This is a genomic window from Paenibacillus sp. FSL H8-0168 (assembly GCF_038592955.1).
In the GTDB taxonomy this organism is placed as follows: domain Bacteria; phylum Bacillota; class Bacilli; order Paenibacillales; family Paenibacillaceae; genus Paenibacillus; species Paenibacillus polymyxa_B.
The window spans coordinates 723682-748374 of record NZ_CP151948.1; the positions used below are offsets into that span (position 1 = coordinate 723682).

General features: G+C 41.5%; 18 protein-coding genes. 13 read left to right on the forward strand and 5 right to left on the reverse strand.

The features are described 5' to 3' along the window. Positions 1–18 precede the first annotated feature (18 nt). Positions 19–2376, forward strand: coding sequence for a beta-galactosidase (locus MHI21_RS03360; RefSeq protein WP_342419427.1), 2358 nt, complete (start codon positions 19–21; stop codon positions 2374–2376). Positions 2377–2470: 94 nt separating this feature from the next. On the opposite strand, the gene MHI21_RS03365 is transcribed toward MHI21_RS03360, so the two are convergent. Continuing rightward, entirely contained in the window at positions 2471–3454 is a 984-nt protein-coding gene (locus MHI21_RS03365; protein WP_341162355.1) for a glycoside hydrolase family 5 protein, read from the reverse strand. Between the two features lie 496 nt (positions 3455–3950). Here MHI21_RS03365 and MHI21_RS03370 point away from each other — a divergent pair, with 496 nt between their 5' ends. The 5 genes from MHI21_RS03370 to MHI21_RS03390 all read left to right on the forward strand — a co-directional run bounded on the left by MHI21_RS03370 (position 3951) and on the right by MHI21_RS03390 (position 9847). Then, complete coding sequence (locus MHI21_RS03370) at positions 3951–4517, forward strand: hypothetical protein (RefSeq protein ID WP_342419428.1); 567 nt, start codon at positions 3951–3953, stop codon at positions 4515–4517. A 121-nt stretch (positions 4518–4638) separates the two neighbouring features. Beyond that, a complete protein-coding gene (locus MHI21_RS03375) occupies positions 4639–5433 on the forward strand; it encodes a Nif3-like dinuclear metal center hexameric protein (protein WP_342419429.1) in 795 nt (264 codons plus the stop codon). Between the two features lie 79 nt (positions 5434–5512). Then, on the forward strand, positions 5513–7855 hold the full coding sequence (locus MHI21_RS03380) for a glycoside hydrolase family 2 TIM barrel-domain containing protein (protein WP_342420167.1): 2343 nt from the start codon (positions 5513–5515) through the stop codon (positions 7853–7855). Between the two features lie 211 nt (positions 7856–8066). Beyond that, positions 8067–9257 carry an MFS transporter gene (locus MHI21_RS03385; protein ID WP_342420168.1) on the forward strand — a complete coding sequence of 397 codons (1191 nt, stop codon included), beginning with the start codon at positions 8067–8069 and terminating at the stop codon, positions 9255–9257. Between the two features lie 20 nt (positions 9258–9277). Then, a complete protein-coding gene (locus MHI21_RS03390; protein ID WP_342419430.1) occupies positions 9278–9847 on the forward strand; it encodes a sugar O-acetyltransferase in 570 nt (189 codons plus the stop codon). Between the two features lie 113 nt (positions 9848–9960). Here the strand turns inward: MHI21_RS03390 and MHI21_RS03395 are convergent, their stop codons facing one another. Next, positions 9961–10512 carry an XRE family transcriptional regulator gene (locus MHI21_RS03395; protein ID WP_342419431.1) on the reverse strand — a complete coding sequence of 184 codons (552 nt, stop codon included), beginning with the start codon at positions 10510–10512 and terminating at the stop codon, positions 9961–9963. A 113-nt stretch (positions 10513–10625) separates the two neighbouring features. Between MHI21_RS03395 and MHI21_RS03400 the strand changes: the two genes are divergently transcribed. From MHI21_RS03400 to MHI21_RS03430, 7 genes are all read left to right on the forward strand, one after another. Beyond that, complete coding sequence (locus tag MHI21_RS03400) at positions 10626–11207, forward strand: LysE family transporter (protein ID WP_341162351.1); 582 nt, start codon at positions 10626–10628, stop codon at positions 11205–11207. Positions 11208–11479: 272 nt separating this feature from the next. Continuing rightward, positions 11480–13219 (forward strand): alpha,alpha-phosphotrehalase, encoded by a 1740-nt coding sequence (treC, locus tag MHI21_RS03405; protein ID WP_342419432.1) that lies wholly within the window; start codon positions 11480–11482, stop codon positions 13217–13219. Positions 13220–13309: 90 nt separating this feature from the next. Then, on the forward strand, positions 13310–15268 hold the full coding sequence (gene treP / locus MHI21_RS03410; RefSeq protein ID WP_069291029.1) for a PTS system trehalose-specific EIIBC component: 1959 nt from the start codon (positions 13310–13312) through the stop codon (positions 15266–15268). 76 nt (positions 15269–15344) lie between these two features. Further along, positions 15345–16094, forward strand: a complete 750-nt coding sequence (gene treR, locus MHI21_RS03415; protein WP_342419433.1) for a trehalose operon repressor — start codon at positions 15345–15347, stop codon at positions 16092–16094. Positions 16095–16304: 210 nt separating this feature from the next. Continuing rightward, positions 16305–17045: a LytTR family DNA-binding domain-containing protein gene (locus MHI21_RS03420; protein ID WP_342419434.1), complete on the forward strand. Its 741-nt coding sequence runs from the start codon at positions 16305–16307 to the stop codon at positions 17043–17045. 1 nt (position 17046) lies between these two features. Further along, entirely contained in the window at positions 17047–18348 is a 1302-nt protein-coding gene (locus tag MHI21_RS03425) for an ATP-binding protein (protein WP_341162347.1), read from the forward strand. Positions 18349–18471: 123 nt separating this feature from the next. Beyond that, the gene (locus MHI21_RS03430) at positions 18472–20514 is read left to right on the forward strand and encodes a serine hydrolase domain-containing protein (RefSeq protein WP_342419435.1); all 2043 of its coding nucleotides are present in this window, start codon (positions 18472–18474) and stop codon (positions 20512–20514) included. A 112-nt stretch (positions 20515–20626) separates the two neighbouring features. On the opposite strand, the gene MHI21_RS03435 is transcribed toward MHI21_RS03430, so the two are convergent. From MHI21_RS03435 to MHI21_RS03445, 3 genes are read right to left on the reverse strand one after another with little or no spacing between them, the layout of a single operon-like run. After that, entirely contained in the window at positions 20627–21826 is a 1200-nt protein-coding gene (locus tag MHI21_RS03435; RefSeq protein ID WP_342419436.1) for a Ger(x)C family spore germination protein, read from the reverse strand. Beyond that, on the reverse strand, positions 21819–22922 hold the full coding sequence (locus tag MHI21_RS03440) for a GerAB/ArcD/ProY family transporter (RefSeq protein WP_342419437.1): 1104 nt from the start codon (positions 22920–22922) through the stop codon (positions 21819–21821). Before MHI21_RS03440 ends, MHI21_RS03435 begins: the two co-directional genes overlap by 8 nt. Positions 22923–22946: 24 nt before the next feature. Further along, positions 22947–24626 (reverse strand): spore germination protein, encoded by a 1680-nt coding sequence (locus tag MHI21_RS03445; RefSeq protein ID WP_342419438.1) that lies wholly within the window; start codon positions 24624–24626, stop codon positions 22947–22949. Between the last annotated feature and the right edge of the window lie 67 nt (positions 24627–24693).

Sequence of the window (24693 nt, forward strand, 5' to 3'; positions counted from 1 at the left end):
GTGAGGGGAGTGAACTCCATGAGAACCTATCGGGTTACAGTCAAAGACGATCAAAAGCATATTATTAAAGGACATATCAAACTTGGCGGCACCAATCCAAAAGGAGAGGAAATCGGATTCACCAACTATTTTATGGAGAAGGACGGAGAGCCCTTTTTCGGTATTTGTGGTGAATTCCATTATGCCCGTTATGATGAACGCTATTGGGAAGACGAAATCATTAAAATAAAAATGGGCGGCGTAAACATCATTGCCACTTATATTTTTTGGAACCTACATGAAGAAGTTGAAGGTATTTTTAATTGGAGTGGGAACAAGAATCTTCGTCGTTTCATCGAGTTGTGCGGCAAACATCAGGTATACTCCATTATTCGGATCGGACCCTTCAATCACGGGGAAATTCGAAACGGAGGTATGCCGGATTGGTTATTTGGTCGACCATTTGAGGTTCGCTCTAATGATGAGGGGTATCTGTTCTACACGAGAAGATTGTATAACGAAATCGGTACCCAGGTTAAAGGGCTGCTATATAAGGAAGGGGGGCCGATTATCGGTACCCAAATCGAAAACGAACATCATCATTCATCTGCCCAGTGGGCATGGACTGTAGGAATTAATGATATGTGGTTAAACAGCGGAAGTGACGGTAACTCGCATATGTTAAAACTTAAAGAAATAGCTCTGGAAGCGGGGATTGATACTCCGATCTATACGTGCACAGGATGGGGAGGAGCAACAACTCCTGTCCCTGATATGCTGCCATTATGGGGCGGGTATGCCTATTGGCCATGGATCTACTACGAAGAGGGACGTTTGGAAGGGATGGACGAGCATCCTGCGACACCGGAATACATTTTCCGAGACAAGCATAATAACAAGATTCCAAAGAGCTACAATTTTGAGCCTCAATATGCCCCTGAAGACTATCCGTACGCTTGCTGTGAAATGGGTGGCGGCATGGTTCAGTTTTATAAATATCGGTTCGCCTTTCCCTACCGTAGTGTTCCAGCGATGACTGTCATGAAGGTTGCAGAAGGCTGTAACCTGATCGGATACTACATGTATCATGGGGGTTCCAATCCTCGAGGTCAGGTTAACCCGTTCACAAATGATCTAGCCACCCCTAAAATATCCTATGATTTCAACGCTATGATCGGCGAATTCGGTCAAGTAAGAGAGTCATATCAAAGAACAAAGCTGCAACATTACTTTTTTTCAACGTTCCAAAAGCAATTCTCTCTAACAAAGACTATTCTGCCAGGGGATACGTCCCAGATGGACCCTTATGATGTGGAAACGTTACGATATGCTGTGCGATCCAGTGCCGGATCGGGGTACCTATTTCTAAATAATTTCCAAGACCATGTCGAAAATGACGACCTGTGCGATTTTAATGTGAGCATTGAGCTGCCCGAGGAAACGATTGTAATCCCTAGTCAAGGTGAACTAACGTTAGGACGTGATAGTTTTGCCATATTGCCATTTAACTTCAATTTAGATGGAATGAAGCTCAAATATGCTACGGCACAGCTGATAACAAGGATAGAAGAAGATGGAGAAGTGTATTATTTTTTCTTTGTACCAGAGGGCATGAAAGGAACGTATGCAATGGAGTCAAAAGGCATGATCAGTGCCACAATCGACAAAGGTTCGATAGAGCAATTCGATGGGAACACGATCATTAAGGTTGCTGAAGAGGAGGATAGTCTCATCCATCTGGTATCTGAAAGTGGCAAAAATGTTGCCATCTACACGATGACTGATGAGCGAAGTCTTACATTTTGGAAGGTGAACATGCAAGGCCGCGACAGAGTGATGCTGACAAATGCCAATGTACTTATATCTGAGGGCGATCTAAGGCTGGAATCAACGGGCCAAGAAAGGGTAACCCTGAGTGTATTCCCGGATTTTGACGCCTCATTCACATCTATTTCTGGTGGAGAACTGCTTGAAATAACAGAAAGTGAATTATTCAAAACGTATCGTTTAAAGGCTCCTAAGAAAGAAATCCATTTCAATTTGAAAAGGGTAAATAAAGATAAATTTACTATTGATTTCGAAACAGATGCGTTTCATGGAATCAAGGAGGCTCTGCTGCGTATCGATTATACTGGAGATATCGGTTATGCTTTTATGGATGGCGAACTGATCAACGATAATTTCTGCAACCATACGACCTGGGAAATAGGTTTGAAAGCATTTGAACATCGGCTCATCAAGCAAGGGTTGTACGTATATGTTTCCCCCATTCGAAAGGGTAAGGTTCTCAACAGCAATACGACTATGGCGGGCTGGAACGAGACGACAAAGGAACGTATCGTAGATATCAGTTCGGTTAGCCTTGTACCTGTATATGAAATCAAAATCACCATATAACCCAGAAGGTTATATGGTGATTCTTTTCCAGATTCATTTCACATAAAGTAAGGAGCCAGTGAATACATGAGTCTTTTTTATTTTCTTAATGTGTTTAGTAGATACCAGCTTTTTTTGATGTTTGTTTGATCCCGTTGCTTCCGTTGACTACAGTTTTCCCCCAATCTGTCAGATTGCCATTAGGTCCTGTTACAAGATCAAGGTAGGAAAGGTTGGAACTATTACCATACCAGGACCAGGCTAACCAGCCTACTCCTTTGGATTGGCCATATCTCATGATTTCTGTCTCGTCGACGTCTGCTCCTTGATGGTAACCGCCAAATTCACCAATAATCAGAGGAAGTCCTTGATTCAGAACGTTATCAATATTGGTTCGAACAGTTTGAGCATCTTTACCCGCGAACTCATACATATGGATGGAGAATACCGTATTTTTCAAAGAATCAGCTGCAAATACAGATTTACCAAAGTCATTGATAGACTGAGGATATTGTCCCCATCCGGCACAATCGACGATAAGCGTATTTTTGATACCTGCGTTTCTCAACTTGGGAATCGCTTGCTTGTATCCATCAGCCCAACCACTTCCATTCCAAGAACCATACCATTCGTTCGCAATGTTTACGATAACCCGGTCTTCCTTGCCGATCAGAGCATCCTTTATGCTAATCCAGTAGTTCACAGCTGCATCCAAAGACGCGTAGTCGTCTTTGCCCGTAGCGTCATGAACTTCAAGCACAGCAATCATTTTGTAACTCGTGACGAGAGAGATCATATTTTTCACGGAATTAATGTCATCCTTGGTGTACTGGTTTCCGTTAGAAAGGACAATTCGGACGGTATTAGCGCCTGTCTGGGCAATTGCCGGGATAGCTGTATAAAGATCGTTTTTGTACCATGTGTGAGCATGATTGACGCCTCTCATAACAAATGGCTTGCCTGTAGAATCATACAATTTGGTACCGCTTACATAAAATCCTGAAGCAGCTTGTGCCTTGGAGAAGAATCCCCCCAAACCAATCATGATAAGCACACCGACGAGTCCAGACAATAATGCTTTTCTTAACAATACCTTCATTTTTTTACCTCCCTAAATATATTATTCAACTTCCTGCTATATAGAGATGAAGTAGGTGTGTAAGTATGTATACAGCAGTAAGCTAAACACAACATAAAACGCTTTCATTTTTGGTAATAGTTATTTTTTGTTATTCTATCATTTGTGTTTTTGTTATGCAATTGATTTTTTTTAGCTATTTTTTTGCTTTTGAAATTCAGACACATAGATTACTTATTTATGTGTGATTTTTCTATGATTTTATTGTACTCGTTGCTTATATTAAGGTGTATTCCTTCGATATTTATTTGTAATTTAGTTTTTTAAGATAAAAATAACCTAACTAGTTTTTCTTTAGTGTCCCTAACTTATGTAGATAAACCTAACGTTCTGCTTGGCTGATTATCTTGAACAAAGGTGAGATCTATCGGAAGCAATACCTAAGCTTCACCACGATATTAAATTATAGTATGATATTCTTATGAAAAATTTTACCAGAGTGAATAGGGGCAAGCTGATGAGAAAACCAATCATTGCAGTCGATATGGACGATACCATCTGTCATCTCGTCAAACGAGCCATATACCATAACAATAGTGAATTTCCCACTCATCCGCTTCGGTATGAAGAAATGTTAGATTGGAATACTGATCATCTACGTCATCCCAAAAGCACGCATGATGTATTTTATGGGCGACCGGGTTTATTTGAGGAACTTGAACTGTATGACGAGTATGTTGTAGAAGAGATGGAGAAGCTTTGCAATGCTTTTGATGTCATTATTGTGACAGCGGCAGAACCCAAGACCGTCGTAGAGAAATGGAACTGGCTTCAAAGACATATGCCATTCATTCCGATTGAGAACTTTTTCCCATGTAAACGAAAAAACCTGATTAACTATGATCTCCTGATTGATGATGGTCCTCATAATTTAGTGCCTGCGCTAGAGGAGGGGAAAAAGGTGCTTTGCATTCCTCATCCATGGAATCTGAGAGCAAGAGAGCAATATGAGTTCCCCGTCATGACATCCTGGCAAGGGGCAAAAGAACGAATCGACTCCATTTTAGGGGCTCTGTATAAATAATAGAACCATTCGTAAAACAGCTGGCTCCTTTGGAACTGGCTGTTTTGCTAGAAAGAATAGCACTTATGATTGAAATAAAATGGTACAGTTGATATACCTTATCCATGAGGAGGGAACGTGTATGACCATGACTATGGGGCAGGTTGTGAATCATCTAACCAAGGGAATAAGCATACCCAACACCACCGTAGATCTGCTGGAACCAGGATTTATAGATACTGAGGTACACGGAATTGTAACCGCTTTCTCCGCTTCGCAGTATGTGATAGAACAAGCTATTTCTCTAGGTGCAAATTTTATCATTACGCATGAAGGCATCTTTTATAGTCATCAGAGGATGCATGAATGTTTACTACATGATCCTGTTTTTTTGCAAAAATCTCGCCTCATTGCCGATGCAGGGATAGGCATTTATCGGTTTCATGACACCATACATCGTTATCAACCGGATGGAGTGATGGTTGGGCTACTTCAGGCGCTTGGCTGGCACAACTACATTGTGAAGCAGCAGCCGACGGCCACCATTTTGACTATTCCGGTTATGGAAGTTAAGGAGATCGCTGAATATATCAAAGCCAAACTACATATTCGTTATGTACGGGTGGCTGGTGAGGTTTCCATGCCATGTGAACGAGTGGGAATCTCAGTAGGATACAGGGGAGGTGGTGATCTAGCCATTCCATTATTTCTAAATGAAAATGTAGATTTAGTCATTGCCGGTGAAGGCCCAGAATGGGAAACACCAGAATATGTTAAAGATGCTGTCTATCAAGGTCAAAGTAAAGCACTTATCATGCTGGGACATGCTGAAAGTGAAGCACCTGGGATGAAGTATCTCGCAGATGTACTTTCCGCCCAATTTCCAATGCTCCCCGTACACTTTATAGAAGATCGCCCGGTGTTTCAAATATTGTAATGAGAACACGTCTTTTGTGATGGTCATCCAGCACTGCTGTTATATCCGTTCATCCACTTTATGAAATGGAGGCAAGATGATGGGAAGCAGAGTGATTATGCCGTTCAAAACGGACTGGAAGTTTATAGAGGGTAATTACGCAGGTGCTGAGAAAATGGACTACAACGATGAGCATTGGCGACTCCTTCAAGTCCCTCATGATTGGAGCATTGAGAAGTCCTTTGATCCACATATGCTGTATGGTGGCAATCAAGCTTATTTGCCGAGATGGTCTGTCGGATGGTACAGAAAGCATTTTAATGTGAAGCCCTCCTCTCCAAAACAGCGCGTATACATACAATTTGATGGTATTCACAGTAACAGTGAGGTTTGGATCAATGGGCATTTTGTGGGCAAGCGGCCCTATGGATATGTTAGCTTTCAATATGATTTGACTCCATATATTCGGTGGGATGAGGAGAATGTGATTGCTGTCAAAGTGGACAATACGATTCTTTCACCTGACAGATGGTATTCCGGGGCCGGTATTTATCGTAATGTTTGGCTGATTTGTACGGATTATATTCATATAACCGAATGGGGGACTTACATTACCACACCTGAAATTTCGCCAGATGAAGCCAAGGTAACTGCCAGAATCCAGGTCACTAATCATCACGCGCATGCCGTAGAGTGTACTATTATGACTGAAATGCTGGACCCACAGGGACAAATCAAAGGAAAAGTTGAAAACCGAGTCACTCTTTCGAGCTGTGAAACGGGGGAAATAGAGCAAATAACGCGAGTTTTAGAGCCAGAACTGTGGTCACCGGACAACCCAGTGCTCTACGAAGCCCAGACGACGATCTATTGCGACAATACAGAGGTGGATCGTTATTGTACCCCTTTTGGCATAAGAGAAGTGAAGCTGGACACTCAAAAAGGTTTATTTCTGAATGGGCACAGCTTAAAGCTAAAGGGAGTGTGCATTCACCATGATTTAGGCTGTCTGGGGGCTGCTTACCATGATACAGCCATGAAAAGAAGGCTTCAAAAGCTGAAGGAAATGGGCTGTAACTCGATCCGTTTTGCTCATAACCCGATGGCGCCCGAATTATTAGATTTATGTGATCAGATGGGGTTCTTGGTGGTTGATGAGGCTTTTGACAAATGGAAATCTCTTTTCTATGAGCATTTATATGATGAGTGGTGGGAAAAAGACCTGGAAGCAATGTTGCTCAGAGACAGGAACCATCCCAGTGTTTTCATGTGGAGCGTTGGGAATGAAGTGGAGAATCAAGGTCAGCCATCCATGCTCAAAATGTTGGAGCAGCTCGTGGGTTTCTGCCATGAAAAAGACCCAACCCGACCAGTTATATGTGCGCTTGAGCCGCATAATACACCGATCAGCTTGCGTGAGGGTTCAATTGAGGCCAAAGTGGAGCATACCAAACAGCTGGCACAACGAGTGGATGTTCTAGGGTTAAACTATCAGGAGCAGTGGTATGAGCACTATAGGGCGGCCATGCCGGATACGCTTATCCTTGGAACAGAAACATTCCCATACTATCGGGGTAAGGATAACCGGGTTAAAGGTTATTTGCCTATGAATCCTTGGTTTGATGTCGCTAATCATGATTATGTGATCGGTCAATTTGTTTGGAGTGGAATTGACTATTTGGGAGAAACGAGCTATCCCTCTAAAGGGTGGTCTTCGGGCCTGATTGATACTTGCGGATTCCGCAAACCAGTATCTTATCTCCAACAAAGTTTATGGTCTAATCAGCCTGTTGTGCACATAGCCGTATTTAACGAACATATGAAATCGGAATTTAATCCGACATGGACGATGCACTGGAAATCTCCGGCTATGGATGATCACTGGACATTTCCTGAATACGGTGGAAAATTGATACGGTTGGTTACTTTCACTAATTGTGAGAGCGTGGAATTGATCATGAATGATGAATCATACGGTGAGAGGAAGTTAGTGGACTATCCTAATCATTTAATCCTATGGGAGCTTCCCTATACACCGGGCAAAATCCGGGCTGTGGGTCGTAATGGAAACAAGAAGGTTTGTGAGCATGAATTAACCACTGCCGGACTTCCTTATGCTCTAAAGTTGGAGGCTGATCGGGTAATTCTACCTGCTGATGGGCATGAGATATCTCATGTGGAAGTAACCGTCATAGACCAAAATGGGATCATTGTACCTAACCAGGATTTTGATGTAGCCTTTAAACTACAGGGGGATGGTCGTATCCTTGGAATAGACAATGGGGATCTCACCAGCGATGAATCCTTCAAGGGGAATGAGAGACGAACACACAGAGGAAGGTGTCTCGTTGTTGTACAATCCGGTTATGTGGCTGGTGAGTTGTTGCTTCAAGCGTCAGCAGATGGAGGGTTGCTGGGAGAAACCAGACTGAAAATAGAATAAGAACCCAAATGATAATTCAAGGCTGATTCAGTCTAGAGCTTGTATGGTTTTTAATATGTTTACAACTGACGGTCAATAACGATCTATGACTATAATTCTCTTTTTGACAAATAGTTTGGATGTGAATAGAATGACTAATTATAATATATCTTATTAAAAGATTAATAAAAAGTGGTGATAAGGAGTTAAGTAAATGCCAGTAGAACCATCCATGAATCCTCGGGTAATTCGTAATATTTTGTTCTTATTATTCGCTTTACCAGGTGTAGCATTTGCTTCCTGGGTGTCTCGAACGCCTATTATACGGGATATTTTGCATGTCTCGACTGCCGAAATGGGAATCATTATTTTTGGATTAGCTGCAGGTTCTTTAGTGGGACTACTCGGTGCAGGCAATATTATTTCTCATATAGGTGGACGGGCGGTCATTCTGGGAAGTGCGATTTTGATTGTAAGCGGTTTTGTCATTGTAGGGTTGGGAACTGCATTTTCGCTCACGAGCATCGTGTTTGCTGGTTTAGTCATCTTTGGAGGTGGTTATGGGACAGCAGAAGTAGCTCTGAATGTCGAAGGTTCTGCGGTAGAAAATCAATTGCAAAAAACGCTTTTGCCGGCTTTTCACGGTTCATTTAGTATGGGGACACTTGTAGGTGCAGTCATCGGTTCTGGAGCAGCGGCACTACACATACCTGTTGTGGTCCATTTTGGAGCGATGGCTGCCATGATTGCAGTGGTAACTTTCTATTTTTATCGTTTTCTGCCTCACGATACAGGTATAGAGAAAGAAGTTCCTACTCAAAAGGTTGGATCTAATCTCAAGGCGCAGCTTGCTGTATGGAAAGAAAGACGAATTTTATTGATCGGTATCATCGTGTTAGGTATGGCGTTTGCAGAAGGGTCTGCGAATGACTGGCTACCGCTAACGATGGTGGATGGTTATGGCGTGGATTCTTTAACAGGTTCCTATATGTATGGACTATTTGTGGCAGCGATGACCATTGGACGTTTTACCGGAGGATTCATACTGGATAAATACGGCCGTGTCCCTGTATTGAAAGGAAGTGCTGTCCTGGCTGCTATCGGTATCATTCTAGTGATCTGGGGACAGCATTACCTCATAGCCGGAGTGGGCGTCGTATTATGGGGGCTTGGAGCCTCACTTGGTTTTCCTGTGGGCTTATCTGCTGCCGGAGATGACCCTCGTGGTGCAGCTATCCGGGTTGGAGCCGTAGCCACGATCGGTTACATTGCCTTTTTAGTAGGCCCCCCAGGATTAGGGTTTTTAGGTGAACATGTTGGACTTCTGCATGCCTTGATCGTAGTGCTTGTTGGCGTTATTGTTGCTGGCTTGATATCCGGTGCAGCCCAACCTATTGGGGTGAAAGAAAAGAAATCAGATTAAAATATAAAGGGGATTGTCGCATGACTATGAAAACGGAAAAACAAAAGATGATGGATGGGGAACTGTATGTAGCTGCTGATCCTCAATTAACGCAAGAAAGAGAGTATGCGAGAAGATGTGTACGTCTTTTTAATCAGACGGCAGAGACGGATCGTGAGTATCGTGAAAAGTTACTAAAGGAGCTTTTCGGGTCAACTGGTGAAAATATAGGCATGGAACCCAACATACGCTGTGACTACGGATACAATATCCATGTTGGGGAAAATTTCTACGCCAACTTTGACTGTACCATTTTGGATGTTTGCGAAGTGCGCATTGGAGATAATTGTTTCCTGGCTCCAGGAGTTCATATCTACACAGCGACTCATCCCATAGATCCGTTTGAACGAATCGCTGGCCCAGAGTATGGGAAACCTGTAACGATTGGCAACAATGTATGGATTGGCGGTAGAGCAGTTATTAATCCCGGTGTTACGATAGGTAATAATGTCGTCGTGGCATCAGGAGCAGTAGTGACCAAGGATGTTCCAGATCATGTGGTTGTAGCTGGAAATCCAGCACGAGTGATAAAGCAAATTAAAATCTCCTAAACAGCATACAGGCAAATCATTTAATATTTGTACCGATGATCCTATTAAAAGCGCTCCTTATTTTAATAGGATCATTTAATTTAAAGACTTGAACACTTAGGATCTCTTGAGGACTATACAGAGTAATAAATAATCATATTCATCCGAACCAGTGTTTCTCCTAGATTATAGTAAATGTGTGGGCGGTCTGCTTTAAAGCGGATCGAATCTCCAGCTTTAACCGTGTACATTTCTTCGCTGATTTTTACCACCATCTCACCCTCAAATACCGTAATAAATTCTTCTGTACCTTCACGGTGCGGCGCTGAACTCAGTTCCCCGCCTGCTTCAATCTCTACGGTGTAAACCTCAAAATTTCTACTTCCTTCATAGGGGAAAAACGGATACAACCTATAGTGATTATTTTCTTCAAGCACTTGTACTTTGCTTTTAGGAACGACTACCGCATCTGCAGGTGGTTCATTAATCAGAGCAGTGAAAGAGATTTTCAAGCCGTTCGCAATTTTCCATACGGTTGTAACCGAGGGATTAGATTCTCCGCGCTCAATCTGACCGAGCATCGTTTTACTGATCCCCGTCAGATCAGCTAATTTATCTAAACTTAATTTTCTTTCATTTCTTAGATGTTTCAAATTTTTACTTAAAATCAGATTAATATTCTCCATAATTCTTCGCTCCTATTGTGCTTTATAAAGAACATATTGTACAATCATAAAGTACAAATGTACGTCTCAACGTACATTTCATTCAATTATAACATACGGGAGTTGATTGTTGCATGCCGTTTATTCCGTTCCTTTCTTATGCACTTGTTAGCAGCTTTACGCCAGGTCCCAACAATATTATGTCTTTAGACAGTGCCAGACGGTTGGGTTTGAAAAAAGCATTCCCATTCTTGCTGGGAGTAACAGCAGGCTGTTTCGCTATTATGCTGTTAGCCTGCTATTTTAATCTTGCTTTGTATCATTTTTTGCCACGAGTTAAGATCTGGATGAATGTCCTCGGCAGTCTGTACATGCTCTATCTGGCGGTGAAAATTGCAAAGAGCAAATCCTCTACGGACGATAATGATCACAATGAGGGATATTCCTTCAAATCAGGACTGTTGCTGCAATTTATCAATTTAAAAATCATTTTGTATGGTATTACGGTCATTTCAACGTTTGTAATGCCTTATGATGTATCATATATAGAGCTTATTACGATTTCATTACTCCTGACCTGTATTGGTTTTGTAGCTGTAGTGAGCTGGGCGATTTTTGGCGCTGTGTTTCAACGTTTCTTGAATAAGCATGAGCGTTCCTTCAATATCATAATGTCCTTATTGCTCCTTTATAGTGCACTATCGATATGGATGTAAATGAGCACCCTATTCATCAAAGAAAAGAAAGGTTCCTGACTATAGGCAGGGGCCTTTTTTCGTGTGAATTGAGCTTATTCTACGAGTCATAACATACAATCGAACAGAATGGATGAGTCTCCTGATCATTTAGCTGCAAAACGGGTATTACCTTAATAGATAAAGCTGTTGACAACTTGTATATACATGACTTAATCTTGTATATACAAGATGTTGAAAGCGTTATATTGTTTTTTACGCTACTTCATTTCGCAAGAAAGGAATGAGCATGAATGGAAGCAATGAACAAGACTTTAATTCCTCAAGATAAAGACTGGTGGCGTAAATCAGTAGTCTATCAGGTTTATCCCAAAAGTTTTAACGATACGACGGGCAAAGGAACCGGTGATATAAGAGGACTGACGCAAAAGCTGGATTATTTAAAAAAACTGGGTGTTGATATTGTCTGGTTGCAGCCTGTATATGTCTCACCACAACGTGATAACGGGTATGATGTAGCCGATTATTGCCAGATTAATCCCGATTATGGAACAATGCAGGATTTTGAAGAATTGAGCGAGGGAATCCGGGCACGTGGGATGTACTTAATGATCGACATCGTGGTTAACCATTCTTCCACAGAACATGCCTGGTTTCAGGAGGCACGGCTTTCTAAGGATAGTGAGTATAGGGACTACTATATCTGGCGTGATCCAGCACCCGATGGTGGACCACCAAACAATTGGGTTTCCAAATTTGGTGGACCTGCTTGGCAATATGACGAGACAACAGGCCAATATTTCCTGACACTATTTGATAAGACTCAGGCGGATCTAAACTGGGAAAATCCCAAAGTCCGTCAGGAAGTTGTCAATCTGCTGGAATTTTGGGCTGAGAAGGGAGTCAGTGGTTTCCGGCTCGATGTCATCAACTTGATCTCCAAAGATCAACAATTCTCGAATGATGATGGGAGCACGGTTCCTGGCGACGGACGTAAATATTATACGGACGGTCCACATGTGCATGAATACATTCATGAGTTACATGAGAAAGTATTTGCCAAACAAAATAGCGTCACTGTGGGTGAGATGTCCTCTACCTCCCTAGAGCACTGCATCCGTTATTCCAATCCAGAGAGAAAAGAATTGTCCATGACCTTTAATTTTCATCATTTGAAGGTGGATTACCCAAATGGACAGAAGTGGGAACTCATGCCATATGATTTTGAAATGCTGAAAAAGCTATTCTCGGATTGGCAAACGGGCATGCAACAGGGTGGCGGCTGGAGTGCATTGTTTTTTAATAATCATGATCAGCCAAGGGCAATCTCTCGCTTTTTGGATGATGGACAATACCATGCGGAAAGCGCCAAGCTGCTGGCAACCACGCTACATGGTCTTCAAGGTACACCTTATATATTTCAAGGTGAGGAAATTGGGATGGCCAACCCGCAGTGGGCAGACATTGAAGAGTTTCGGGATGTTGAATCTCTGAATATGTATCGTATTTTACAGGAGCAAGGCAAAAGTGCAGAAGAAGCATTGAATATCATTCGAGAGCGGTCTCGTGATAATTCGAGAACACCGATGCAGTGGGATGGCACTCGCAATGCGGGCTTCACTACAGGCACTCCTTGGATTAAAGTAGATGAACGATATCCACAGATTAATGTTCAGGCTCAGTTAGAGGACCCGAATTCTATTTACCACCATTATCGTAAGCTGATTCATCTGCGTAAGACGGTGCAGGTCCTTACCGATGGGAGTTATCAACGTTTGGACGAAGCTCATCCTCAGGTCTACGCCTATCAACGTAGCAATGAAGAGGAGACTTTGATTGTCATCTCTAATTTTAGCGAACAGGATACGCAATTCCGTATACCAGATTCATTTTATTCACGATTAAAAAATCAAGCGTTGGATGCGGCTGAGCTCTTAATTGGTAATACCCAGCACGCACCAGAGCTAAAACAAGTGATCTCTTTAACCCCATATGCTTCATATATGTGGATTGTTCGTAGACTTAGTGAATAGTATGGAGACATCTAGTAGCACCCCGGGCACGTTATTTTGATAACCGGGGTTGCTACTTTAAAATGAGCAAACGTTAAGGGAGTGGGCTAAATGGCGATTGAAAGATCACAGGTAGAAGACATTATAAAAGCCGTTGGTGGCAAAGACAACATAGAGGCCTCTACGCATTGCGTAACTCGTCTGCGATTTGCCCTTTATGATGATAAGCTGGTTGATAAAGATGCACTTGAACAAAATGATCTGGTCAAAGGCCAATTTTCTTCACAAGGACAATATCAGGTCGTGATTGGCCCAGGTCTGGTGGATAAAGTATATGACGAAATGATCTCCATTACAGGAGGTAGTCGGGCTTCTAAAGATGATGTCAAAAATGCGGCAAGCAAAAAACAAAATCCAATTCAGCGTGCCATCAAGACGCTGGCAGATATATTTATCCCCATCTTGCCCGCAATCGTGACTGCAGGCTTATTGCTTGGAATAAATAATATTTTGACAGGCAAGGGAATTTTCTTCGAAGGTATGGCTCTGGTTCAAGTCTATCCTCAATGGACCGACTTTGCTGCTATCATTAACACCATTGCCAGCACCGCCTTTACATTTCTACCTGCCTTAATTGGATGGTCGGCTGTTGTCCGGTTTGGCGGCAGTCCTTTACTCGGGATCGTACTGGGTTTGATTCTGGTTCATCCGGATCTGCTAAGTGCATACGGTTATGCAGATGCTGTTACCAAAGGAACCGTCCCGGTTTGGAATTTGTTTGGGTGGGAAGTGAACAAGATTGGTTATCAAGGACAGGTTTTACCCGTTTTAGTATCCGCTTACGTGCTCGCGCACATTGAGAAATTCCTAAATAAGAAGATAGCAGATTCATTTAAACTGTTACTTGTAGCACCGATTACATTATTAATAACGGGATTTCTGGCATTTACAGTAATCGGTCCGGTTACTTTTATGATTGGTAATGCTATTACGTCTGGTCTTGTATACGTTTTCGATTTGGCTCCTGCGCTGGGAGGCCTGATTTATGGAGGCTTGTACTCCTTGCTCGTGATTACGGGAATGCACCATACTTTCCTGGCGGTGGACGTGCAATTAATTGGTACGCAGGGTGGAACATTCCTTTGGCCGATGCTGGCGCTGTCCAATATCGCTCAGGGTGCCGGAGCACTGGCAATGATGCTGGTATTGAAGGAGCAAAAGGGAAAAGGATTGGCTCTTACCTCTTCAGTGTCTGCATTTCTGGGTGTAACCGAGCCTGCCATATTCGGGGTGAATATCCGATATAAATATCCGTTTGTATTCGCAATGATCGGTTCCGGTATTGCAGGTATACTGCTCACCGTAAATCATGTGATGGCTTCTTCCATTGGTGTGGGCGGGATTCCAGGCTTCTTGTCTATTTTCCCAAACAACTGGGGTGTATTCTTCATCGGGATGGCGATCGTGTTAATTGTGCCATTTGCTTTAACTTTAATGTATGGCAAGTTGTTAACTAAGCGCCGTCAGGCTGCACCAGCCAATGATTCCGTACAAAAAGACTCGCTTCCGCAAAATACCGCAATAGATGTGCTTGAAGTGAGGACTCCCGTACGTGGACGTGTTGTACCGCTGGAACAAGTTCCTGACCCGGCTTTTGCCGAACGGCAGATGGGGCAAGGTATTGCAGTGGAACCGAAGGATGGCAAGATTCTTGCCCCATTCAGGGGAAAAGTTATTCATATCATGATGAAAAGCAAGCATGCCTTGATTTTGGAGCATTCGACAGGTGTACAGATTCTGGTACATGTGGGGATCAATACGGTGTCACTGAAGGGTGAGGGATTCACCATGCATGTGGAGACCAATCAAACCGTGGAGCAAGGACAACTACTGATGGAATTTGACCGTGATCTGATTCAGAAATCCGGATATCCCGTCATTACACCAGTCATTGTCCCGGATGGTCAGAGTATGATTGAATCGGTTGAAGAACTGCCAGGTGAGGCAGACGATTTGCAGTATACCTTAATGAGAATTCATTTGAATTCTTCATCAGGTCATAGGAATTAATTCAGATTCAATTCGCACAGTCTATTATAGTGAACAGGGAAGTGAAAGAATGCTACAATGAACGTGGTGATGAAAATTGACAAAGAATATATTTTTGCAAATTTATCAGGAGTACTCGGGACGAATCCAGACAGGCGAATTGGCTCCAGGCACTAAAATGCCGTCTGAAAATGAACTGGCCCGAGAGTATAACACTTCTCGTGAAACCGTACGTAAAGCACTTCACTTGCTTGCACAAAATGGGTATATCCATAAAATAAAAGCTAAAGGATCTTTTGTTCTGGATATTGGACGGATGGATTTTCCTATAGGAGGACTGGTCAGTTTCAAGGAAATGTCTGAACGAATTGGGCGTACATCACGTACCATTGTACATGAAAATCAGCTAATTCCAGTTCCAGATGACATCGCCAAGCATCTTGAGATTGACAAAGACAAGTATTTGGTCTGGAAAGTTATTCGTGCGCGTGAGATTGAAGGTGAATGCGTCATACTGGATAAAGATTACTTTCGATCAGACATTGTACCTGTGCTTACGGAGGAAATTAGTCGGGGGTCCATCTACGAATATTTGGAGGGAGAGCTCCATCTTCAAATCAGTTATGCCAAAAAGGTCGTTTCCGTAGAAAATGCAGACGAAGAAGATCTTAGGCTGATGGACCTTCAGAACTACACTCATGTGGTCGTAGTACGTAACTATGTTTATCTGGAAGACACCACGTTGTTCCAGTATACCGAGTCAAGGCATCGGCTAGACAAATTCCAATTTATCGACTTTGCCAGACGTTCCCACGGTGAAGACAAGAGAGCAGATTTTTTAAAATAACGATCAATAAAATAGTTAAGAAACCCCGTCTTTTAAGACGAGGGTTTCTTTTTTACCTTGGATGCAACTGCTGAGCAGCTTGTATACTGGCATTTGAGGGATTTGAATTTGCGTTTTATCCAAAAGCTGTTTATTGAATATTAAAAGGTTATATACTGTTTAGAATACAATTCCATGATCAATGCAATGGGAACGAGGTGTATGTTATTTATGTATAGAGTGGCTATCTGCGATGATGAGCACAAGCAGAGAGAACTTGTTAAAAATATGCTGATTACTTTGTCGATAAAGACCAGTATAGAATTTAAAGTTGAATTATTCGACTCCGGAGAACAGCTGGTATCTCATTATCAAAACCATGAGTCTCCATTCCATATCTTAATATTGGATGTTGAAATGAATGGCATGAACGGAATTCAAACCGCCCAAAAAATAAGGAGTTTAAATCACCTGGATGAACAGATTGTTTTTTTAACGAACTACCCTGAATATATGGTGGAAAGTTTTGACGTAGTCACATTTCAGTATTTAATAAAACCGATTGCTCCCCATATCTTTGAGGAAAAAATGATAAAGCTGTGTCAATATTTTCAATCTCTCGATAAAAAATTCGTTATCATCAAGTCAGCTTATGAGGAAGTGCTTTTAAAATATGATGATATCATTAGTATTGAAGTGGTCAAAAGCTTAACCATAAAAAACAAACTGCATTTTGTAACCTCTACTCAAACCTATGATAGCAAAGGGATTCTTTCGGACTATGCTTCAGCATTAAAAGAACACAATTTTCTACAAATTCATCGTTCGATTATTATAAACTTAATTCATGTGAAAAAATTTGCTGGCGGTGATGTTTTGATGTCAAATGATGTGAAGTTACCTATTGGGCGTTCTAAAATAAAAGAAGTTAAAGATTTATATACCAAATTTATGATCATGAAGATGCATTAATATGATGGAATATAACTCCCTGCTTCTTAATCTTTGCGTTGTCCTTGTTATGTGCTTCCAAGTGAATTTTTACTTTAACTCGGTTTTTGATAAGTCCAATCGAAAGCCGAACAGATTCGTATACTTCATTATTTTTGGGTTGCTGGATTCCTTATATTTAAGTGTTTATTTGACTCCTGCGGTATCTTCGATTTTAGCATTACTTGTCATATTTAGTTTAGCGCAATCGTATACAGTGGAAATAAAGACAAAGATCATTTTTTCTATCCTTTATGCTGTATTGATAACCATCGTTAATTTTATATCTCTTTATATTTTATATGCTGTAGGCTCCGTTAAAATTAGCAACTTTAGCCATTTGAGTGGACAAGATCACTTGATATTCTCTAAGGTTATGTTACTCAGCTGCATTATCATGTTTGCTGTCATTCAGATTATACGTCTATTTGCCAAACGCAGAACCTTCCCTTTGCAGCATCGTTACTATATTTTATTTCTAATCGTTCCCATCATAAGTTTATACCAGGTCAATGTTTTATCTGTTTATAGTGAAAAGAATATGTATTATTTTGGTTCTATTATTGGCTTTATTTCCTTAAATGTTTTTATCATATATATTTTTGATAATGTCATTGAAAAATTTCAATTAATGCATGAAAATGCTCAATTACAACATCAGATGGACTACCAAGATGCTAACTACGAAAAAACGGTTCACAGCTTCAAAAATATAAAAAGAATCATTCATGATACACACCAACAGTTTTTGTATATTGAAGAATGTATCAAGAGAAATGAATTGGCTGAGGCGAGTGAACATATTAAGGTTACATTAAATAAAATCGAAGGAGCATATCAAAGAGTGAATACCGGTAATCTGGTTATAGATGCCCTTGTCACGAACAGCCTTAATATTGCTCTGGCCAATGGCATCAAGGTAGATACCCAGCTTAACTTGTATTCACAGAAAGTAAATATTGAACGTTATGACTTATGTGTCGCTCTGGGCAATATGCTGGATAATGCCATAGAAGCATCTAAAAGGGTCAGGATTGCGGATGATAGGTACATTCTTATTAAAATACATTCCAATGAGTCCGCGCTGTTCATTCACATCCTTAATCATGTGGAGAATGAAGTTGCCCATTTGCATAGTCAAAAATCAAACCCGGATGTTCATGGCATTGGCTTAACCAATATATCTAGAATATGTGACAAATACGGTGGGAATATGACCATTGAAACGAAAAATAAAGTATTCGATAATATGGTTTTATTGCCATTTTATAAGGACATTCCTTAGACATCATGTTGTTTAGGGATTGTTTTTTTCGTTTAAGGGTGTTTTTTTATATAGAATCCTCGTTCATTGTATGATCAGGTCAGTAATAAAGCCTGGTGAAGCTATAAGAGGAGGAAATATGGAATGAAGAAAATAATAGCTGTGTTCGTTTCTGCTATGCTTTTTGTACTGCCGATGACGAATACTTTTGCTCAAGGCACTGCTGAACCCATCAAGGAAAAGGCTCGCAGTCTAGCCTCGGAGCTGGTATCCAAATACGGTGCTAGCGGTGTGCAGTATGCCATTATGGACCAAGGAAACATTGTATTATCGGATAGCGTGGGTGTAAAGAATAAAGCAACCAACGAGCCGATCACCAAAGATACGATGTTCGGTATAGGCTCTACAAGCAAAATGTATGTATCTGCTGCAACGATGATGCTGGTCGATGCCCATAAGGTAGATATTGATCAGCCGCTAACAACATACATTAAGGACTTTAAAATGTCTGATGAAAGATACAAACAAATTACACCCCGTATGCTGTTAAATCATTCGTCAGGTCTTTACGGTGCTCACTATAAAAATAGTATGTTATTTAATGACAATGATACAGAAAATCATGATGAGCTCTTGCTAAGGTTGCAATCAGAAACTTTAAAATCAAACCCTGGCGAATATTCCGTATATACCAATGATGGATTTCAATTGCTTGAAATATTGGTTGAGCGGGTGAGCGGTCTAAGTTACACCGATTTCCTGGCAAAGCATATTAGTACACCTTTAGGTTTGAAATCTACCAAAACACCTCTCGATCAATTTGATAGACAAAAGCTGTCCAAAACTTATTTTCCTGCGGTTGAGGGGGCTTTACCGGTTGAAAATGCCAATGTCATCGGGACAGGGGGCTTATACTCCACCGCAGAAGAGGTGGCTATGTTTTCAGAAGTATTAACGGGGAACAGACCCGATATTCTATCTGTACAATCGGCGAAGTCCATGAAAAGTCATGAATATCGAAATGGAATATGGGTACCTGAAGAGACAAACAGCTTTAATTATGGACTTGGTTGGGATGCGGTTCAGTTGGCACCGTTTAGTGATTACGGAATAACTGCGTTATCCAAGGGTGGGGATACTGTTTTGTATCACTCTACTTTGATCACCATACCAGAGCATCATATTTCTATGGCTGTGCTTTCATCTGGAGGGTCTTCCATCTTAGATAGTATTTTTGCTTCTAACATTTTATTGGAAGTTTTAAAAGATAAGGGCATCATTAAAGACATCATACCGGAGAAAACATTTGAGCCTCCTGTAAAAGTGGAAATGCCATCTGATTTACTTTCTTATTCGGGATTATACGGTTCTGTGGGTACAACCATCAATGTAGAGATTAAAAACGGTGAGTTTGATTTACCTGCTTTCTTGGATGGATTCGTCCCGGCGCAAAAATATGTGTATACAGGCAATGGACAATTCAAAAGCAATGATGGCAGTGTAGCCATAAGCTTTGACAAACAAAAAAACGGAAAAACGTATATTAAGGCTAACCTATATTTAAACTTTCCGGGATTAGGTCAAATGGTTATGGTGACTTATGAATATCAAAAGCTAGATGCCAATCCTGTAAATCCCATAGTTAAAAAGGCATGGGAAAACAGAAACGGGAAAAATTATTATGCTTTGGATGAAAAGATATCTTCCATATTTTATCTGGCCCCCTCATTTATAACGAAAAAAATATCCTTTGATCATGATGGATACGCAAGTGGTACTAAAATTGTGGATGAGAATAAAGCAGTAAATGCCGTTGAGATTCCTGTTATGAGTGGAAGAGATGCATTTGACCTGAATTTTTATACCAAGGATGGTTCGGAGTATTTAACCATAGATGGACAATCCTATATCAGTGAAGATGCTGTTAAACCTATCTTGGGAGGAAAGTCAGTGTACACCATACCATCTAATGGCCAAGCCACGTGGTATAAAATAGATAAAAACTCAGCCAATAAAACGATGACCGTTGATTTTCCAACAAGCGGAGGGTTCGCTGTCTATGATGAAAACGGAGCGGTTGTACAATTTTCAACTGCTAGCAATAACAATTCGGTTGTACTGCCCAAAGGTGGCTTGATTGTTTTGGGTGGCAATGCAGGGGATGTATTTAAAATCAATTTGAAATAAGCGTGTAGCCGCTTCTGGAAATTCAGGAACGACCGTTGCAGCGTTGGAGGTTAAGTAGATAACCGCGAATCTTAAGTCGAATTGGCCTTTATATAAGGCCAATTCGACTTTTTCATTCAGCAGATGAGCCTAAATCCGTAATGGATAATTTTATATCAAAGGTTACGGGTATTTTGCTGAATTTGTAATCCCAATCATCCTTTACTTTTTTCCACACCTGCGGTTTCTCAATATGCAAATGGTCACCAAAACCGGCAACATCGACTTTATATTCTGACTGTAATTTGTGCATAAGAGACTTAATCCTGCGAGTCACTTGTTTTTCAAACTCTTTCTCAGCCTCCTTCATGTTTTGTGTCTCAGTCGGGTCCGCTTTATCATCCCAGTTTTCGATTAAACGTCCTTTGGATTCAATTTTTACGTGAAACGAGATATCGTTGCCTTCGGTTACTTTAGTTGTTATTTTGCTTTTTACCGATTTGATTTCGTAAGTGATAGCTTCATTCCGCTTGTCATATGTTTTTACAGCTCCGCCCTTAACATCACCTGTAATCCATCCAATACTCTCCACGTCTTGTTGGTCCAAACTGCCTATCCAGTGACCGGTATCTCCTTTAATAATACCAGCACCTGAAAATTCCAATTCCCCATCGGATTCAGTGATGTTTTGCAATATATAGCTTTTTTTGGAATGCATCATCCCATCCAATTCAGACAAATTGACCCCCCTCATTACCTTGCTGGTTCTGAAATGGTTACGAAGCATATACAGAATATGAATGGATGGGACTTCTTCCTTATATTTGGTGACTAAAGTACTAGCTGCTCGTCCCTTGCTTAAAAAGACCAAACAACTCGGGCGAATATCATTATCACGAAGCGCAAAATCCATCAATTGCTGCATCGTCTGTTCTTTCGCCAAATCGGTGGCAACCACCATGACCTTTAGATGGTGGCCAATAACGGGGCGATCCAAACGGAGAGAGAGTTGGCGGAAGATTTCAAGCAAAGAATCTCCTGTGCCAGTTATGTTGTTATAGTTTGGCTCTTGTCCCCCTCCTCCGCCTTGTTGGTTTGGGCTTCCAGATGATTTTTTGGGGACGATTTGTACGCTGGCCGTAATTTTATTTTTCTTGAAGTAACGGCTGCCTTTCTTCTCCAGATCTTGTTCCAATGGAGTGAGCTCCCCCTTATCCAGAGAAATTCCTGTATATATGCTAAGTTCCTCTACTTCTTTGCTGCTCCAACAACCGACTTGAGTCACCAGAAGAATAAAGGCAAGCAGTACAGATAGGATAGGTCGTCTACACATTTTGCTTCATTCCCTTCTTCCTGATCATGAACACAATGGAGAGAAATACCGGAATCAAAATAAATAATATGATTCCTATATATCCGATCGCATCGCCCAGGCTAAACACTTCCATCATACGAACAGGAGTCATTGTGGAGATAAAGATTAGCGGGATTAAACCGAAAACCGCATAACGATATTTAAAACCAAACACCTGTGAAACACCTAAGGATGCATTGAAGAAAAAACTGCAGGAATTACAAAACATTTGCATCATCCAGATCACTAGCAGTGGAAACTCTAGACGTTCAAAAAGAAATCCGGGGATTTCAAAACTGCGCATCAAATTAATGGTAGGCCAAGTACTTGTCACAGTGGAATCTACCGATAGCCCGCCGATCACCATAACTACGGTCAAAAAGTACAAAATTAAAGGGATACTGATCCCCACTACCATGGCCTTAAATGCTTTCTCGGGGTGCTGCATAAAAGCGACCAGTGTCATGACGACTTCACATCCACTGAAAACAAGGATAGTTGATTTCAGCCCCTTGATGACGGGTAAAACCCCTTCACTCAATACGGGACGAAGATGATCAATTTCAAAAATCCTTAAGCTAAAGAGAAAACAAAAAAGCAGAAAGAAAAGACTGATTGGAAGTACAATCTGGTACAGTCGCACGATGGGATTAATGCCTCCAAAAACTAAATAACTCCCTACCCAGATAAATGGAATCACAATCGCCCAGATGGGTGTGCCTTCGAGCAGAAAAAACATGGTCACTTCAGCTAACACACGTATTTCAAAGCCGGCGATGATTATAAAGTATATAATTAATAGCACGCTTAAGATTCCTCCCGGAACAGTGCCTACAATTCTTCTGGAGTATTGATATATGGTGTTTCCGGGAAACTGTTGACTTAATTTCACCATGACCCAGACGACGAATATGACAATACCTCCACCGATGAGGACTGAAAGCCATGCATCAGGAGTCTGTACTTGTTCAGTTACACCCCTCGGCAGTGTCAAAATTCCTGCGCCCAATACGGTATTGGTCAGGAATACAGCCGCCTGCTTCGTTGTGATCTTGTCATCAGAGCGTCTAAACACAGTGGCTCCTCCTTCGTCTTGGCATCATGGTCTACGTTTGCGTTGCTGCGTTTTCATCATAACAGGTCTTCGTTTCATCAGAGATATAGGAGCCCGGATGTACACATCCTTCCAATCGCTTGGTCGCATGGGAGAAAAGGGAGTTACATACGGTACGCCAAAGCTTTTCAACTTCGTCAGATGGATACAAATCAACAGAAAGAACAATATGGTTCCGAGCATGCCCAGGAGTGCTGCGAAGAGCATTCCAACAAAACGCAAAAGACGCAAGGTAATGCCCGCACTGTATGTCGGTATCGAAAACGAAGAGATGGCAGTAACCGCAACCACAATCACCAGGAAGGGGCTAACAATGCCCGCATTTACAGCAGCGTCGCCGATGACCAAGCCTCCCACAATGCCCATCGCAGGACCAATGGGTTTGGGCAATCGGATACCGGCTTCCCGCAGAATTTCGATCGAAATTTCCAGAATCATGACTTCAATGACGGAAGGAAAAGGGACACCTTGACGGGTCTGAATGATGCTAATGACCAGCTTGGTCGGAATCAAACCGGGATGAAACGAAATAAAAGAGATATACAAAGCAGGACCCATCAGCGCTATGAAAGCTCCAAAAAATCGCAGCAAACGTAAAAGTGAACCTGGAATCCAGCGTTCATAATAATCCTCGGGAGATTGAAGCAGCATACTGAAGGTCACCGGGACAATAAGTGCAAAGGGAGTCCCGTCCAGAAGAATGGCTATTCTTCCTTCCAGTAATGCATTAATGACACGGTCGGGTCGCTCTGTGTTGTGAACCTGCTGGAACGGACTTAAATAATTGTCTTCAATGAGTTGCTCCACATAACCGGATTCAGCCAAAAAATCCATGTCTATTTTTGATATTCTGCGCTTTACTTCTTCAAGAAGATCCGGATTCACAATATCCTTGATGTACGCGACAACCAGATCCTTTTTGATTCGGCTTCCAACCTGGAATTTCTTTATTTCCAGATTTTTATTTAAGCCCTGGCGTCGAAGCATCGAAGTATTTTCACTTAATACTTCCGTAAAACCGATTCTAGGACCCCGAAGTAATGCTTCAGAGGTTGGTTCATTGACGGAGCGAATAGCGCCATTAGGCGAGCCCACTAGTAGTGCTTCCTTCATTCCTTCAATTAATAAGGCGGTATGACCTAAAAGGATGAACTCGTACAGTTCCTCCATACTGGTAACTTCACTAATTTGCGTAAGTGGCATCAAGCTATCTTTTATAAAAGAGGTACTTATACTTTCCTGTTGGTCCTGCTGGCCCTGCTGGCCCTCAAACATCAAGACCTCCAATACCTGATTGCTCATAAGCTTTTCATCCTGCATACCTTCTATGAAGACTAATACGGACCGAGCATGAAATTTCTTCAACATAAACTCACGAAAATGCACATCACTATTTTCGCCTATAGACTCTCGGATCGAATCTAAATCGGAATCGTAATTCCCTGTAATTTTGGAGCTTGGTTCATGCTGTTGATCAGCATCGCCTTCGTTATGTTCGTCGGAAAGCGGACGATCAGAAGAATGTTTGGATTTTGCCCCCTTACTGCCGACAAACGAATAAATCGATGTGTTTATATAATAAATTCCTAAAGGAATAACCAACGCGAGGCCTGCTTGAAAGAGTGTACTCCAGCTTGGAATATAAGAAATAATTTTAGACCACATGATGATCACCTCCATACGATTCAATTCATGTTTCCTTAAGATACAAGTTGTTCCTAAAGTATTCCTT

Excerpts from the sequence above, each read along its gene's own strand:
- MHI21_RS03360 (WP_342419427.1), top strand. The coding sequence starts at position 19 with ATGAGAACCTATCGGGTTACAGTCAAAGACGATCAAAAGCATATTATT.
- MHI21_RS03365 (WP_341162355.1), bottom strand. The coding sequence starts at position 3,454 with ATGAAGGTATTGTTAAGAAAAGCATTATTGTCTGGACTCGTCGGTGTG.
- MHI21_RS03370 (WP_342419428.1), top strand. The coding sequence starts at position 3,951 with ATGAGAAAACCAATCATTGCAGTCGATATGGACGATACCATCTGTCAT.
- MHI21_RS03375 (WP_342419429.1), top strand. The coding sequence starts at position 4,639 with ATGACCATGACTATGGGGCAGGTTGTGAATCATCTAACCAAGGGAATA.
- MHI21_RS03380 (WP_342420167.1), top strand. The coding sequence starts at position 5,513 with ATGGGAAGCAGAGTGATTATGCCGTTCAAAACGGACTGGAAGTTTATA.
- MHI21_RS03385 (WP_342420168.1), top strand. The coding sequence starts at position 8,067 with ATGAATCCTCGGGTAATTCGTAATATTTTGTTCTTATTATTCGCTTTA.
- MHI21_RS03390 (WP_342419430.1), top strand. The coding sequence starts at position 9,278 with ATGACTATGAAAACGGAAAAACAAAAGATGATGGATGGGGAACTGTAT.
- MHI21_RS03395 (WP_342419431.1), bottom strand. The coding sequence starts at position 10,512 with ATGGAGAATATTAATCTGATTTTAAGTAAAAATTTGAAACATCTAAGA.
- MHI21_RS03400 (WP_341162351.1), top strand. The coding sequence starts at position 10,626 with ATGCCGTTTATTCCGTTCCTTTCTTATGCACTTGTTAGCAGCTTTACG.
- treC (WP_342419432.1), top strand. The coding sequence starts at position 11,480 with ATGGAAGCAATGAACAAGACTTTAATTCCTCAAGATAAAGACTGGTGG.
- treP (WP_069291029.1), top strand. The coding sequence starts at position 13,310 with ATGGCGATTGAAAGATCACAGGTAGAAGACATTATAAAAGCCGTTGGT.
- MHI21_RS03420 (WP_342419434.1), top strand. The coding sequence starts at position 16,305 with ATGTATAGAGTGGCTATCTGCGATGATGAGCACAAGCAGAGAGAACTT.
- MHI21_RS03425 (WP_341162347.1), top strand. The coding sequence starts at position 17,047 with ATGATGGAATATAACTCCCTGCTTCTTAATCTTTGCGTTGTCCTTGTT.
- MHI21_RS03430 (WP_342419435.1), top strand. The coding sequence starts at position 18,472 with ATGAAGAAAATAATAGCTGTGTTCGTTTCTGCTATGCTTTTTGTACTG.
- MHI21_RS03435 (WP_342419436.1), bottom strand. The coding sequence starts at position 21,826 with ATGTGTAGACGACCTATCCTATCTGTACTGCTTGCCTTTATTCTTCTG.
- MHI21_RS03445 (WP_342419438.1), bottom strand. The coding sequence starts at position 24,626 with ATGTGGTCTAAAATTATTTCTTATATTCCAAGCTGGAGTACACTCTTT.